Source organism: Desertihabitans aurantiacus (assembly GCF_003344635.1).
In the GTDB taxonomy this organism is placed as follows: Bacteria; Actinomycetota; Actinomycetes; order Propionibacteriales; family Propionibacteriaceae; genus Desertihabitans; species Desertihabitans aurantiacus.
Map to the genome: position 1 here is coordinate 1 of NZ_QPKK01000077.1, position 14,481 is coordinate 14,481.

At 73.4% G+C, this 14,481-nt stretch carries 15 protein-coding genes and 1 pseudogene; 6 read left to right on the forward strand and 10 right to left on the reverse strand.

What is annotated here, in order from left to right:
• The 4 genes from DVA66_RS08345 to DVA66_RS08360 all read left to right on the forward strand — a co-directional run.
• A partial coding sequence (locus DVA66_RS08345; protein ID WP_114559664.1) for a DUF58 domain-containing protein occupies window positions 1-879 on the forward strand: 879 nt, incomplete at its 5' end.
• Entirely contained in the window at window positions 876-1,853 is a 978-nt protein-coding gene (locus tag DVA66_RS08350) for a VWA domain-containing protein (protein WP_232821846.1), read from the forward strand. The genes DVA66_RS08345 and DVA66_RS08350, both read left to right, overlap by 4 nt.
• Complete coding sequence (locus DVA66_RS08355) at window positions 1,844-2,797, forward strand: VWA domain-containing protein (protein WP_232821847.1); 954 nt, start codon at window positions 1,844-1,846, stop codon at window positions 2,795-2,797. The genes DVA66_RS08350 and DVA66_RS08355 overlap by 10 nt, the downstream gene beginning before the upstream one ends.
• Window positions 2,794-3,534 carry a YggS family pyridoxal phosphate-dependent enzyme gene (locus DVA66_RS08360; protein WP_198671594.1) on the forward strand — a complete coding sequence of 247 codons (741 nt, stop codon included), beginning with the start codon at window positions 2,794-2,796 and terminating at the stop codon, window positions 3,532-3,534. The genes DVA66_RS08355 and DVA66_RS08360 overlap by 4 nt, the downstream gene beginning before the upstream one ends.
• A gap of 6 nt (window positions 3,535-3,540) precedes the next feature.
• Here DVA66_RS08360 and DVA66_RS08365 read toward each other — a convergent pair whose 3' ends face one another.
• The gene (locus DVA66_RS08365; RefSeq protein ID WP_114559666.1) at window positions 3,541-4,260 is read right to left on the reverse strand and encodes an AAA family ATPase; all 720 of its coding nucleotides are present in this window, start codon (window positions 4,258-4,260) and stop codon (window positions 3,541-3,543) included.
• 158 nt (window positions 4,261-4,418) lie between these two features.
• On the opposite strand from DVA66_RS08365, the gene DVA66_RS08370 reads away from it, so the two are divergent.
• Together DVA66_RS08370 and DVA66_RS08375 are read left to right on the forward strand one after the other, a co-directional pair.
• Window positions 4,419-4,916 (forward strand): DUF3145 domain-containing protein, encoded by a 498-nt coding sequence (locus DVA66_RS08370; RefSeq protein WP_114559667.1) that lies wholly within the window; start codon window positions 4,419-4,421, stop codon window positions 4,914-4,916.
• A gap of 46 nt (window positions 4,917-4,962) precedes the next feature.
• On the forward strand, window positions 4,963-5,625 hold the full coding sequence (locus tag DVA66_RS08375) for a 4a-hydroxytetrahydrobiopterin dehydratase (RefSeq protein ID WP_114559668.1): 663 nt from the start codon (window positions 4,963-4,965) through the stop codon (window positions 5,623-5,625).
• A gap of 76 nt (window positions 5,626-5,701) precedes the next feature.
• Here the strand turns inward: DVA66_RS08375 and DVA66_RS08380 are convergent, their stop codons facing one another.
• The 9 genes and pseudogenes from DVA66_RS08380 to DVA66_RS08420 form a co-directional block, all read right to left on the reverse strand.
• Window positions 5,702-6,514, reverse strand: coding sequence for a phosphotransferase (locus DVA66_RS08380; RefSeq protein WP_198671595.1), 813 nt, complete (start codon window positions 6,512-6,514; stop codon window positions 5,702-5,704).
• Between the two features lie 3 nt (window positions 6,515-6,517).
• Window positions 6,518-7,945 (reverse strand): acyl-CoA carboxylase subunit beta, encoded by a 1,428-nt coding sequence (locus tag DVA66_RS08385; protein WP_114559670.1) that lies wholly within the window; start codon window positions 7,943-7,945, stop codon window positions 6,518-6,520.
• A gap of 65 nt (window positions 7,946-8,010) precedes the next feature.
• Window positions 8,011-9,261 (reverse strand): annotated as a pseudogene (locus DVA66_RS08390) (beta-ketoacyl-[acyl-carrier-protein] synthase family protein); the annotation flags it as partial.
• An 84-nt stretch (window positions 9,262-9,345) separates the two neighbouring features.
• Entirely contained in the window at window positions 9,346-9,591 is a 246-nt protein-coding gene (locus DVA66_RS08395; protein ID WP_114126739.1) for an acyl carrier protein, read from the reverse strand.
• Window positions 9,592-9,691: 100 nt separating this feature from the next.
• On the reverse strand, window positions 9,692-10,729 hold the full coding sequence (locus DVA66_RS08400) for a beta-ketoacyl-ACP synthase III (RefSeq protein WP_114559672.1): 1,038 nt from the start codon (window positions 10,727-10,729) through the stop codon (window positions 9,692-9,694).
• Window positions 10,726-11,943 carry an acyltransferase domain-containing protein gene (locus DVA66_RS08405; protein ID WP_114559673.1) on the reverse strand — a complete coding sequence of 406 codons (1,218 nt, stop codon included), beginning with the start codon at window positions 11,941-11,943 and terminating at the stop codon, window positions 10,726-10,728. Before DVA66_RS08405 ends, DVA66_RS08400 begins: the two co-directional genes overlap by 4 nt.
• A gap of 102 nt (window positions 11,944-12,045) precedes the next feature.
• The gene (locus DVA66_RS08410) at window positions 12,046-12,513 is read right to left on the reverse strand and encodes an MSMEG_6728 family protein (RefSeq protein ID WP_114559674.1); all 468 of its coding nucleotides are present in this window, start codon (window positions 12,511-12,513) and stop codon (window positions 12,046-12,048) included.
• A 496-nt stretch (window positions 12,514-13,009) separates the two neighbouring features.
• Window positions 13,010-13,711 (reverse strand): HNH endonuclease signature motif containing protein, encoded by a 702-nt coding sequence (locus DVA66_RS08415; protein ID WP_157973913.1) that lies wholly within the window; start codon window positions 13,709-13,711, stop codon window positions 13,010-13,012.
• Window positions 13,712-13,715: 4 nt separating this feature from the next.
• A partial coding sequence (locus DVA66_RS08420) for a DUF222 domain-containing protein (protein ID WP_114559676.1) occupies window positions 13,716-14,481 on the reverse strand: 766 nt, incomplete at its 5' end.

Genomic DNA, 14,481 nt, shown 5'->3' on the forward strand with positions numbered 1-14,481 from the left:
GACCACCTCGGTCTGCTGCCCGGGCCCGGCAGCGACACCAACGACGCCCGGCCCTACCAGGCCGGCGAGGACGACGTCCGCAAGATCGACTGGGCCGTCACCGCCCGCACCGTGGAGCCGCACGTGCGCGACACCATGGCCGACCGCGAGCTCGAGGTGTGGGCGATGCTCGACGTCACCCCCTCGATGAACTGGGGCACCGAGGGGGTCACCAAGCGCGACCTCGGGATCGCGGCCATCGCCACCATCGGCTTCCTCAGCCAGAAGCAGGGTGACCGCTTCGGCGGGATGATCATGCGCCCGGGCGAGATGCGCCGGCTGCCGGCCCGCTCGGGCCGCAGCGCGCTGTACGGCCTGCTGCGCCGGATGCTCACCGAGCCGATCGTGGCCGACCACGAGACCGGGCACCTGTCGCTGGCGGCCGGGGTGGAGGAGCTGGCCCGCACCCAGCGTCGGCGCGGGCTGCGGGTCGTGGTCTCGGACTTCCTCACCCCCGGCGACCACGAGCTCGACCCCAACGTCGAGCCGGAGTGGGAGCGGGCGATGCGCCGGCTGTCGGTACGCAACCAGGTGCTCGCCATCGAGGTGGTGGACCGGCGCGAGCTGGAGTTCCCCGACGTCGGCGACATGCTGATCCGCGACCCCGAGACCGACTTCGAGCGCTACGTCAACACCGCCGACCCCGCCGCGCGGCAGCGGATGGACGCCGCCGCGGCCGCCCAGCGGGAACGGATCCGGATCGCGCTTCGTCGAGCGGGTGTGGGTCACATCCAGCTGCGCACCGACCGGGACTGGGTGCAGGACATCGCCCGCTTCGTGCTGGCCTACCGCCGGGTGGCGAGCATGCTGCACGCCCCGCCCCAGGGGGTGGCGAAGTGAGTGACTGGATCTTCCCGCCGGCCGGCTTCGAGGTGCCCAGCCGGCTGTGGCTGCTGCTGCTGATCCCGCTGATCGTGGCGGTCTACGTCGTGGTCAGCCGGCTGCGGAACCGGCGCGGCATGCGCTACACCAACACCTCGATGCTGGAGTCGGTGGTGCCGCGGCAGTCGCAGTGGCGCCGGCACCTGGCGGTGGCGCTGTCGCTGCTCAGCCTGGTCACGCTGACCATGGCCTTCGCCCGTCCGGTGGCCCAGGCCGACGAGCCGCTGCCGCGTTCGACCATCGTGGTGGTGGTCGACGTGTCGCTGTCGATGGAGGCCACCGATGTCGAGCCGAGCCGGATCGAGGCGGCGAAGACGGCGGCCAAGGAGTTCATCGTCTCGCTGCCGGCGGAGTACAACGTGTCGGTGGTGAGCCTGTCCGGGTCGCCGGCGATCGTCATCCCGCCGACCACCGACCACGCCGCCGCCTCCCGCGCCGTGGACACCCTGCAGCTGCAGGAGTCCACCGCGATCGGGGAGGCGATGATCACCGGGCTGCGGGCGCTCGAGCAGGCCCCGCGGGACCCCGACGACCCCGACGCCATCGCGCCGGGGGCGATCGTGCTGCTCTCGGACGGCGAGAGCACGGTGGGACGTCCGCCGCAGCAGGCCGCCGCCGAGGTGGCCGAGGCGCAGGTGCGCACCTTCACCATCGCCTACGGCACCGAGAACGGCTACGTCGACCTCGAGGGGGTGCGCGAGCCGGTGCCACCGGACGTCGAGACCATGCGCCAGATCGCCGAGCGCACCGGCGGCACCGCCTACGAGGCGGAGTCCGCCGACGACCTGAGCGAGGTGTACGCCGACGTGGCGGTGGAGTCGGGGACGCGGAAGGTCGATCAGCAGGTGACCGCGCAGTACGCTGGGTTCGGCCTGGTCTTCGCCGTGCTGGCCGCCCTCGGCGCGATCTCGCTGGGAGTGAGGTGGCCGTGATCGACTTCGCGCACCCGGACCGTCTGTGGGCCCTGGCGGCCGTGCCGCTGCTGGTGGCCCTGTACGCCGTCGGCTCGCACCGCGTGGCCCGCCGCCGCGGCGCCCGCACCGGTCTGCAGCTGGTCGTCCCGCGCGACCGCACCTGGTTGCGGCACCTGGCGGTCGCGCTGGCGCTGCTGTCGCTGGTGACGCTGACGGTGGCCTGGGCCAAGCCCACCCAGGAGGTGGAGGTGCCGAGCGAGCGCGGCACCATCGTCGTCACGATCGACGTGTCGCTGTCGATGGAGGCCACCGACGTGGAGCCGAACCGGCTGGAGGCGGCCAAGGCCGCGGCCGTCGAGTTCGTCGAGGGCATCCCGCCGCGCTACAACGTCGCGGTGGTCTCCTTCGCCCAGACCGCGGCCATCCTGGTGCCGCCGACCACCGACCACGGGGCCGCCACGGCGGCCATCGCCAACCTGCAGCTGGCGCCGTCGACGGCCATCGGCGAAGGGATCTTCACCTCGCTCAACGCCCTGCTGCAGGTGCCGCCGGACCCGGAGAACCCCGACGAGCCGCCGCCCGCACGGATCGTGCTGCTCTCGGACGGCAGCACCACCTACGGCCGCACCTCGGCCGAGGCGGCCGAGCAGGCCGCGGCCCAGGAGGTGCCCGTCTACACGATCGCCTACGGCACCGAGAACGGCTACGTCGAGATCAACGGCCAGCGCGAGCCGGTGCCGGTCAACCAGGCCGAGCTGCGCCAGATCGCCCAGATCTCCGGCGGGGAGGCCTACGAGGCGCGGTCGGCCGGTGAGCTGGAGACGGTCTACCAGGACATCCAGAGCTCGGTCGGCACCGAGAGGGTGCCGATGGAGTCCACCTCCCGCTACGCCGGCGCCGGGCTGGTGTTCGCCGTGCTGGCCTCCCTGGGCCTGGTCTCGCTGGCGGCACGGTGGCCGTGACGGAACCGACGGGCGTCTGGGAGCGCTACCAGCGGGTGCGGGCCGCGGTGGACACCGCCGCCGAGCGGGCCGGACGCCGCCCGGAGGAGGTGGCGCTGCTGCCGGTGAGCAAGACCAAGCCGGTCGAGCTGGTCCGTGAGCTGCACGCCCACGGGGTGACCACCTTCGGGGAGAACAAGGTGCAGGAGGCGTTGGGCAAGCACGAGCAGACCACCGACCTGCCCGACCTGCGCTGGGCGGTGATCGGGCACCTGCAGACCAACAAGGCCCGTGACGTCGCCCGCTTCGCCGCGGAGTTCCAGGCGTTGGACTCGGTCAAGGTGGCCCGCGCGCTGGAGAAGCGGCTGCAGGCTGAGGGCCGCTCGCTGGACGTCCACCTGCAGGTGAACTCCTCGGGGGAGGAGTCCAAGTTCGGGCTGCCACCGGAGGAGGTGCCGGCCCTGGCCCACGAGCTGGCCGCCTTCGACAGCCTGCGGGTGGTCGGGCTGATGACGCTGGCCGCCCCCGGCCCGGACACCGCGGTGGTGCGCGCCTGCTTCGAGCGGGTCCGCGAGCTGCAGCGCCGGCTGCTCGACGACGACCGGGCCGCCGGCAGCTACACCCAGCTGTCGATGGGCATGTCGGGCGACTTCGAGCTGGCGATCGAGTGCGGCTCCACCTGCGTCCGGGTCGGCACCGCGATCTTCGGCGAGCGTCCGCCCCAGAACGACTACCAGCACTACTGGCCCGAGCGCTGACCGCCCTCAGGTGAGGTGTCGCAGGTAGGCCCGGGGGCTGGTGAGGAAGCGTCGGTAGTGGTCGACCACGTCGAGCTCCTCCCAGGAGCGCGGGTGCATCCCGTCGGCGTCGAGCTCGAGCAACCTCGCCCCGGGGACGGCGGCCAGCACGGGGGAGTGGGTCGCCATCAGCACCTGGCTGCGGCCGTCGGCGAGCAGGTCGAGCACGGCCACGACCAGCCGCAGCTGGGCCCCGAACGACAGCCCGGATTCCGGCTCGTCGAACACGAAGAACCCGGGCCCGTCGAAGCGGGTGCTGCTCAGCAGGTCGAAGAAGCCCTCGCCGTGGCTGCGCTGGTGGAACCCGGCGTCCCTGCTCCCCGGGTGCTCCTGCAGGTAGCTGTTGAGCCCGTGCAGCGTCTCGGCCCGGACGAAGTAGCCCCAGCGGCTGGCGCCGGCCCCGCGGGACAGCTGGAGGTGGCCGTGCAGCGGCGACTCGGTGGCGGTGGTGGTGTGCCGCGCTCCGGTCGACCCGCCCTCCGGTGACAACCCGTAGGCCATCGCGACGGCCTCGACCAGCGTCGACTTGCCCGTCCCGTTCTCCCCGACCAGCACCGTCAGCGGGCCGAGGTCGAGACCGTCGCGGAGCAGCTGGGAGACCGGGGGGAGGTCGAAGGGCCAGCCGGGACCGCCGGCGTCGGGGCGGGCCTCCACCCGGCGCACGGGCAGCGGGGACGTCCAGCTCATGGGCCCTTCCTAGCGGACGGCCCGGACAGTCCCGCGTGGGGTGTGACGGAAGGTGCTGCTGCGACCCCTGTTGCCGACGATGCCTGCTGGTGCACAATGGGCACGTCCGTCCGGGACGAGGCTGCTGGGGAAGGCAAACCTCGAAGCCTGGAGGAACGATGAGCACGACCCGTGGCGTCCTGTACGTCCACTCCGCGCCGTCCGCGCTGTGCCCGCACATCGAGTGGGCCGTGGGTGGCGTCCTCGGCATGCCCGTGGACCTGGCGTGGAGCGCGCAGCCGGCCGAGCGCGGCAGCTACCGGGCCGAGCTGTCGTGGAGCCACGCGGTCGGCACCGCCGCCAGGCTCGCCAGCGCGCTCAAGGGCTGGGACCGGCTGCGCTTCGAGGTGACGGAGGAGCCGACCGCCAGCAGCGAGGGCGAGCGCTACTCCTGCACGCCGACGCTCGGGGTCTTCCACGCCATCACCGGCCTGCACGGCGACATCATGATCCCCGAGGACCGCATCAAGCACGCGGTGGTCACCGACGCGCTCGGACGCCGCCCGCTGCTGGAGAGCCTGGACGCCCTGCTCGGACGCCCCTGGGACGACGAGCTCGAGGTGTTCCGGCACGCCGGTGAGGGCGCCCCGGTCCGCTGGCTGCACCAGGTGGTCTGAGCCCGGGTCTCGACGCGCCCGGCGCGACCGGGCCAGGATGGGCGGCATGGCAGAGACGCTGACGGGACAGCAGGTGGCCGACGCGGGGCTGGCGGACTGGCGCCAGCTGTGGATGCGGTTGTGCGCACGGTTCGAGACGGGCGACTTCGCCACCGGGCTGGCGCTGGTCAACGCCATCGGGGCGGCCGCCGAGCAGCTGGACCACCACCCCGACCTGGACCTGCGCTACGGCCACCTCGACGTGCGGCTGATGAGCCACGACGTGCAGGGGCTGACCGAGCGCGACCTGCGGCTGGCCTCCGCCGTCTCCGGGCTGGCGGCCGACCTCGGCGTCCGGGCCCGGGTCGACCAGCTCACCTTCGTCGAGATCGGGCTGGACTCGGCCGACCTGCAGGAGGTGCGGCCGTTCTGGAAGGCCGTGCTGGGGCTGGGTGATGTCGACTTCCGTGGTGAGCCCGCCCACGACCTCATCGACTTCGCCGACCAGGTGCCCAACCTGTGGTTCCAGGGCACCGAACCGCACGAGCCGCCGCGGCAGCGCTTCCACTACGACGTGCACGTCCCGCACGACCTGGCCGAGGCCCGGGTCGCCGCCGCGGTCGAGGCCGGCGGCACCCTGGTCACCGACGAGTACGCGCCGTCCTTCTGGGTGCTCGCCGACCCCCAGGGCAACAAGGCCTGCATCTGCACGTGGCAGGACCGCGACTGAGCTCCCCCTCCCGCCGTCACTCCCCGGTTCGAGGTGATGTCGCACGGTGGGGCGTCCGCCACCACCTCGAACCGGATCAGTCGGTGGCGTCGCCGGCCTGCCAGAGGCGGGTGTAGTAGTCGAGGCGGTCGGCGTCCAGGTCGACCTGGCAGCCCTCGAGCAGCAGGTCGCGGGCGCGCCGTGGGCTGACCACGCGGTCGAAGTTCCAGCCGAGGCTGAGCACGGCTGGGGCCAGGTCGGCCCAGCGGTCACCCACCCCGAGCTGACCGAGGTCGAGGTAGCCGGTGCAGACCGGGCGGCCGTCCGCGCCTGGTCCGAGCAGGAAGTTCGGGTTGCAGGCGTCACCGTGGCAGACCACCTCGACGTCGACCTCCGGCGGGTCGAGCACCCCGCTGACGTCGTTCTGCGGCAGGTGGGTGGCCAGCTCGGACAGCCGGTTCTCAGCCGACCAGGACCACGGGCACTCCCGGACCGGCAGCGCGTCGTGCAGCCGGCGCAGCGCCCGGCCGAGCTCGACGACGGCGTCCTCGGACTGCCAGCCGGGGTCGATGGCGCTGCTGCCGGGCAGCGCCCGGGTGTGCAGCCAGCTGCTCGGACCGTGCCGCGCGTCGATGCCCGCGCCGACGTGCAGCACCTCGGGGGTGGGCAGCCACCGCCGGGTCCACACCAGCTTGTCGGCCTCCAGCCCGAGGTCGACCTCCCAGTGCTCGGGCGACCACTTCACGTACTCCACCACCGGCTCGCCGACGGAGTAGGTCAGCCCACCGAGCCCGTTGTGCCAGACCAGCCGGTGCGGACGCCCGCCGGCCAGCTCCAGCACGGCCGCCGGGGGCCCGCCCGCCGGCTCGGGCCGGTGCGCGGCCGACTCGTCGGGCATCCCCGGGGCCACCGGTCAGAGAGGGATGTTCGTGTGCTCGCCGCGGAGCCCGTGGTCAGCCTCGCGGACGGCGGCGGCGATCGCGGAGCGGGTGGCGTCGGGGCTGACGATCTCGTCCACCACGCCGATCTCGACCGCCTTGTCCACGCCGCCGGCGATCCGCTCGTGCTCGGCGGCCAGCTCGGCCTCCACCTGCGGACGGACGTCGTCGGGCACCTCGGCGAGCTTGCGCCGGTGCAGCACCCGCACCGCGGCCACCGGGCCCATCACGGCGATCTCGGCACCGGGCCAGGCGAACACCTTGGTGGCGCCGAGGCAGCGGGCGTTCATCGCGATGTAGGCGCCGCCGTAGGCCTTGCGGGTCACCAGCGTCACCCGCGGCACCACCGCCTCGGAGAAGGCGTGCAGCAGCTTCGCGCCGCGGCGCACCACGCCGTCCCACTCCTGGCCCACCCCGGGCAGGTAGCCGGGGACGTCGACCAGCACGACCAGCGGGATGCCGAAGGTGTCGCACATCCGCACGAAGCGGGCCGCCTTCTCCGCGCTGAGGGAGTCCAGGCAGCCGCCGAGGCGGAGCGGGTTGTTGGCGATGACGCCCACGGTGCGTCCGCCGAGGCGGCCGAGCACCACCGAGATGTTGGGCGCCCAGCGGGCGTGCAGCTCGATCGCGGAGCCCTCGTCCAGCAGCCCGCCGATCAGCGGGTGGACGTCGTAGGCGCGGCGCTTGGACTCGGGCATGTACTCGGTGAGGTCGACGTCGGCCACCTCGCCCACGGTGCCCTGGATGGCGAAGAGGGTGGTCAGCTGACGTCCCTGCGCCATCGCGTGCGCCTCGTCGTCGGCGACCACGTGCACCACCCCGGAGCGGCGGCCGTGGGTGTCGGGCCCGCCGAGGCGGAGCATGTCGACGTCCTCGCCGGTGACCGAGCGGACCACGTCGGGGCCGGTGACGAAGATCCGGCCCTCGGGGGCGAGGATGACCACGTCGGTCAGCGCGGGACCGTAGGCGGCGCCGCCGGCGGCGAAGCCGAGCACGATCGAGATCTGCGGGATCTTGCCCGAGGCGGTCGTCATGGCATGGAAGATGCGTCCCACCGCGTGCAGCGACAGGACGCCCTCGGCCAGCCGGGCGCCGCCGGAGTGCCAGATGCCGATGATCGGCACCCGGTCGGCCATCGCCCGCTCGTAGGCGCGGACGACGACGTCGCAGCCCTGCATGCCCATCGCCCCGCCCATCACGGTCGGGTCGGAGCAGAAGGCGACCACCCGGCAGCCGTTGATGGTGCCGGTGGCGGCGAGCATGCCGGAGTCGTCGTCGGAGGTGATCAGCTCGATCGAGCCCTCGTCGAGCAGGTGGGCCAGCCGGAAGTTCGGGTTGCGGGGATCCTCCTCGCGGGGGAGCTTGACCTTCGTGGCCGGCGCTTCCTTGGTGGCGGTGCTCACTGGCTCTCTCCTGTCCGTCCGGACCCGGCGGCGGCGGCGCTGAGGGCGTCGGGGTCACGGGGGGCCGAGCTGTTCTCGTTGGTCACCAGCACGGCGACGTTGGCGCCGCCGAAGCCGAAGGAGTTGTTGATCGCCGCCAGGTCGCCGTCCCCGAGCGGGCGGGTGCTGGTGGCGACGTCGATGCCCAGGTCGGGCTCGAGGGTGTCGATGTTGATCGTGCCGGGGACGGTGCGGTGGTGCAGCGCGAGCACGGTGGCCAGCGTCTCGATCGCACCGGCCCCGCCGAGCAGGTGACCGGTCATCGACTTGGTGCCGTTGACCACCACGTGGTCGACGTCGTCGCCGAGGGCCTGGCGGATGCTCAGCGCCTCGGTGACGTCGCCCTGCGGGGTGGAGGTGGCGTGGGCGTTGATGTGGACGATGTCGCGCGGGGCGAGCCCGGCGTCGGCCAGCGCCTTGGTCATCGCGGCGGTCTGGCCGAGACCGCGCGGGTCGGGCTGGACCATGTCGTGGGCGTCGTTGGAGTAGCCGGCGCCGACCACGGTGCCGTAGACGTGGGCGCCGCGGGCGCGGGCGTGCTCGAGGCTCTCCAGCACGAGCATCGCCGCCCCCTCGGCGAGGACGAAGCCGTCGCGGTCGACGTCCCAGGGGCGGGAGGCGTGCTCGGGGTCGTCGTTGCGGCGCGAGAGCGCCTGCATCTGGCCGAAGGTGGCCATGGTCAGCGGGTGCACCACGCCCTCGGTGCCGCCGGCGAGCACGACGTCGGCGCGGCCGAGGCGGATCATGTCGAGGCCCTGGGCGATGGACTCGTTGCTGGAGGCGCAGGCGGCGACGGGGGTGTGCACGCCGGCGCGCGCGCCGAGGCGCAGGCCGACGCTGCCGGCCGACGCGTTGGCCATCAGCATCGGGATGGCGAAGGGGCTGACGCGGCGGTGGCCGCGCTCCTTCTGCACGTCCCAGGTGCCGAGCAGGGTCTGCATGCCGCCGATGCCGGTGGCGATGGACACCGCCAGCCGCTCGGGGTCGACGTCGTCGCCCTTGACCGTCAGGCCGGCGTCGGCCCACGCCTCGAGGGCGGCGACGGTGGCGAGCTGGGTGCTGCGGTCCATCCGGCGGGCCTCGACCCGCTCCAGGACGGTGGTGGGCTCGACCGCCACCTCGGCGGCGACCCGCGCGGGCAGGCCCTCGGCCCACTCGTGCTGCAGCAGGTGGGTGCCGCTGCGTCCCGCGAGCAGACCGGCCCACGTGGTGGCGACGTCCCCACCCAGCGGGGTGGTCGCGCCCAGCCCGGTGACGACGACGGTTCGGCTGCTCATGGCGGGTTCTCCTGTGCGGTGACGGTGCGGTGGGTGAGGAGCGGCTCGCCGGTCGCCCCGGGACGGGACGACCGGCCGCGGCGGTCAGGCGTTGGCGCGCTCGATGTAGGCGACGGCGTCGCCGACGGTGCGCAGGTTCTTGGCCTCCTCGTCGGGGACCTGCACGTCGAACTCGTCCTCGACGGCGACGATGATCTCGACCATCGACAGCGAGTCGACGTCCAGGTCGTCGGTGAACGACTTGTCGAGCTGGACGTCGTCGGCGTTGACCCCGGCGACCTGGTTGACGATCTCGGCGAGCTTGCCGCGGATCTCTTCGGTGGTGGCCATGTGGCCCTCCTTCATCTTCTTGGTGAGGAACTCGGCGGGAAGGGTGTGTGTGTCGGCTGACACGCCGTCGGAGTCGACGGGAGCTTGCTGAGGCGGCGCCCTAGGGCAGGACGACCACCTGTCCGGCGTAGACCAGCCCGGCCCCGAACCCGATGATGAGTGCGGTCTGGCCCGAGCGGATCGCGCCCTCAGCGTAGAGGGCCTCCATCGCCAGCGGGATCGACGCCGCGGAGGTGTTGCCCTGCTCGGTGATGTCGTGGGAGACCACCACGTCGTCGGGCAGCCCGAGCGCGCGGGTCATCGCCGAGGTGATCCGGTCGTTGGCCTGGTGCGGGATGAAGACGTCGAGCTGGTCGGCGTCCAGACCGGCGCGGTCGAGGGCCTCGCGGGCCTTCTCGGCCACGGTGTAGGAGGCCCACTTGAAGACCTCGCGGCCCTCCATCCGCAGCTTGGGGAAGACCGAATCGCCCTCGCGGGGCTCGCCGTGCGGTCCGAGCACCTCGTCCCAGGCCTGGGTCTGCACGATGGTGCCGGCCTTCTCGCCGTCCGAACCCCAGACCACCGGCCCGATGCCGGGGACCTCGCTCGGGCCGATCACCGCGGCGCCGGCGCCGTCGGCGAAGATGAACGCCGAGGCGCGGTCGCTGCGATCGGTGATGTCGCTGAGCCGCTCGACACCGATCGCCAGCACGTAGCGGGCGGTGCCGGTGCGGATCATCGAGTCGGCCATCGCGGTGGCGTAGCAGAACCCGGCGCAGGCGGCGGAGATGTCGAAGGCGGCGGCGCCGGCCGCGCCCAGGTCGTGGGCGATCAGCGGGGCGATGGCCGGCGTCTGGTGCAGGTGGGTGACGGTGGAGACGATGACGCAGTCGATGTCGGCGGGGTCGACGCCGGAGCGCTCGATCGCCTTGCGGGAGGCCTCGGTGCCCATCATCGCGATGGTCTCGTCCGGGCCGGCCCAGCGCCGCTGGGTGATCCCGGAGCGGGTGCGGATCCACTCGTCGGTGGAGTCGATCATGGTGCAGATCTCGGCGTTGTCGACGACCCGGCGGGGCCGGTAGCCGCCGATCCCGAGCAGGCGGGAGGAGGGCGCGCCCTGCGACTGCTGCAGCCGCGGCGCGGTGGCGGCAGGGCTCACCGGTTCACCTCGGCGGCGGCCAGCGTCTCGACGGTCGGGTGCAGACGCAGCAGCGGCTGGCCGGGGGAGACGGGATCGCCGTCCTCCACCAGCCACTCCACCACCACGCCGCCGTGCGGTGCGCTGACGGGGATCTCCTCGCGCAGGTTCGCGACGGTGCCGACGGTCGCCAGCGGGGGCAGCACCTCGTCCACGTCCACACCCTCGGTGCGGACGAACTCGCCCTTGCCGGGGGAGACCACGAGCCGCCAGGTGGGGTTGGCGTGCTGGCCGTTGGCCACCTGGTCCGCACCGTGCTTGCGGACGAAGTCGAGGGCGTCGGGGATCTGGTCGGGGGTGTTCAGCGCGAAGACCTCGACGCCCTTGAGGTTGCGCTTGGCGATCCCGGTGAGGGTGCCGGCCGGGGGCACCTCGAGCAGACCGGTGACACCGAGGTCGGCCATGGTCTGCAGGCAGAGGTCCCAGCGGACCGGGTTGGCGACCTGGCCGACGATGCGGCGCAGCACCTCACGGCCGTCGGCGACGACCTGGCCGTCGGCGTTGGAGAGGAGGCGGGTGCGCGGGTCGTGCGTGCTGATGGCGCGGGAGAGCCGGTCCAGGTGCGCGACGGCCGGGGCCATGTGCTCGGTGTGGAAGGCGCCGGCGACGCTGAGCGGGACCAGGCGGGCGCCGGCGGGCGGGTCGGCCTTGAGGGCGTCGAGCTGCTCGACGGTGCCGGCGGCGACGACCTGGCCGGTGCCGTTGTTGTTGGCCGCGGTCAGCCCGTGGCGGGCGAGGGTGGCGAGGACCTCGTCGGGGTCGCCGCGGAGCACGGCCGTCATGGAGGTGGGACGGGTTGCACTGGCCTCGGCCATCGCGCGGCCACGCTCGCGGACCAGCACCATCGCCTGCTCGGCGCGGATGACGCCGACGCCGGCGGCGGCGGTGATCTCACCGACGGAGTGCCCGGCAGCGACGCCGATGAAGCCGAAGGCGTCGGCCGGGTGGGGGAAGAGCTGCAGCGAGGCCAGCAGTCCGGAGGCCACCAGCAGCGGCTGGGCGACCGCGGTGTCGCGGATGGTCTCGGCGTCGGCCTCGGTCCCGTAGTGGACGAGGTCGAGCCCGGCGACGGCCGACAGCCAGGTGAGGCGGTCGGCGAAGGCGGGTTCGGACAGCCACGGCTTGAGGAACCCCGGGGTCTGGGCGCCCTGGCCGGGCGCGACGATGGCGAGCACAGATCCACACTGGTCGATCCGGCCCGCGGAGTCGCGGAGGGACATCACGAAGATGTCACGGAGACTTTGTGCGAACCCTACAAACCGCTGAGCACGGCCCGGTCAGCGCTCGGCCTCGGGCCAGACGTACTCGAGGTCGTCGGGGACGTCGGGGAAGAGCGGGCGGTAGTGCGCGGGGTCCTTGAAGACCAGCTTCGAGCGGTGGGAGCGGTGGATCTCCTCCCGGCCGAGCCAGACCGGCGCGGGGAAGTCGTGCTGCTCCCAGAGCAGGAGGTCGTTGCTGTCGGGATCGGCCAGGGAGGGGCGGCTGATCTCGGCCAGGGTCGAGTCCCAGCAGGTGTCGGTGAAGCCGCGCTGCGTCCACTCGGTGCAGACCGCGAGCTGGTAGGCCAGCAGGGACGGGCGTCGCCAGGTCCACATCTTCGCGACCGGGTGGTGGCGCCAGCCATAGCCCTCGATGGTGAGCGCGCGCATCACCTGCAGCGTCTCCACCCGCTGCTTGCCCAGCCGCTTGACGTCGAGCACCCGCGCGCTGGCGGCGAAGTCGGCGTAGGGGAGGAAGGTCTGCACCCGTCCACGCTACGTCGCGGTCTGATCCGGGTGGTCGGAACCCCCTTGGGTAGCCCCGCCGGCGTGCGGACCGGCATCCGGCGGCCACGTGCCGCCGATCGGGCGAGGGCCGCGCCCGCGACAGAGCGGCTGGCAACCAGCTGACAGCTGCCGCCAGGCGGTCGGTCGCACTGATGCGGAAGTGGGTGGGGCGTCGCTGGCCCGGGACCCGGAGGTCGCAGACCCGGCGTGGGCTGCGCTCGGCCGGCCGGCTGTGTCTGTCCACACGGCGTTGACGCAGCGGATCCTCGCGGTGCGGTGGGTGAACGGTGGCCCTGGTCGCGATGGCGTGGTCGTCGCCAGGGTCCTGCGCGGACGGCTGCGCCGCTCCAGCACCGCGGCCCTGCCGGCGGCTCGGAGCTGCGGGCAGGGTGCGGTGGATGGCCGGGCGAGGAGCGTAACGGGGGTTCTGCTCGCGTCAGGTACGGCGCTGCAGAGGCGGGTGAAGCCGGGTCGGTCAGAACGGCGGTGCTGATCTGTCTGCACCGGCCGCGACGCCGACTGGCGGTGCCGGGGCTCGGTCACGCTCCCAGGGCAGGCTGCCGCGGAGGCGGCGCGGTGGGCTGAGGGCGGCGGCCGGGACAGCGGCGCTCAGCGGTTCCGCTCGGGATGGCCGGTCACCGGGTGGTGGTGTCGGCTGTCGGCGGTGGCCGAGGTCGGTGGTGCCGCCGTCGCGGTCGCGGCGGTACCGGTACCCGTGCGGACTGGTCCAGAGGTAGGAGCGGGTGCCCACCACCCGGTAGCGCCAGCCCGCGTGCGTCTTGAGGTTGTGGTGCACCCGGCAGAGCGGCGCGCCGTTGGCGGTCGACGTCGCACCACCTGCGGCGAAGGCGACCACGTGGTCGTGGTCGACCGACCATCCGGACTCCTCCGAGCCGACCCCGCGCCGGTACGGGTGCGCCGGCCGGGTGCAGAAAGGGAACACGCAGGTACGGTCGCGCAGCGCGATCTTCTCCCGCATCGCGGCCGTGAAGGGATAGGCCTCCGTGGCGTCCTCGGCGGCCAGGTCGATGACCGGCTTCACCGTGACCCGGGCACCGGGCCGTCCGCACCACTCCCTCACCTGGTCGGCGGTGACGGGCGTGCCGGTGTTCTCCACCTGCCCCGGCTCATACGAGCCCGCAAGAGCAGCGGCGGAGAGGTGGACGTCCAGCACCACGCGATCAGCAGCCCGTGCGGCGCCAGCCCGTGCCGCCGGGGGTCACTGTCGGCCTCGGCGAGCAGGAGGTCGAGTGCGGGCTGGCGGCGGGCGAGGTCACCGGCGGCGCGGGAGCGGCGGACGTCGAGGGAGTCGGTGCAGCCGAGCCGGCGAGCGCGGTCGCGCCCTCGCTGACGGCGGTGTCGAGGGCGACGGCGTCCAGCTGGTCCAGCCGGCCGAAGACGGTCGAGAGGCCCTGCCGGGCGCCGGTGGTGTCGTGCTCGACCTGGAAGCACCGGGAGTCGGCGGCCTGCTGGCGGCGCTCCTCGGCCTCGGCAGGCATGAAGCGGAGGAGGGCGGTCTCGACCAGGCGCTCCAGCTGGGTCAGCCCGATGCGACCGACCACACCGGCGACCTGGGCGTCGACGAAACCGGCGGCCTCGGTGGTGAGCGACATGGTGCGCTCAGCGACCTGGCGGGCCTGCCACGCGGGGACGGCGCCGTCCTGCACGAGGGCCCAGAGCCGGGGGAGGCGGTGACGCAGCTCCAGCGCCTGGCCGATCAGCCGCTCACCGGACCCGGTCGACAGCCCGAGCGAGGCAGCCCACTCGGCCACCGCGTCGACGGCGACCTCGGGCGTGCCGGCCCCGGCCAGCGGGACCCCGGTCGCCCGGCCGCCGTCGGTGCGACCGGCGGCCAGCCACGGCTCGACCGGGGGGTGCAGGTCGGCCCAGACCGCGGCCTGCTCGAGCAGCGCGGCCTCGGCGGCCAGCGCCACCGAGCGCAGCTCG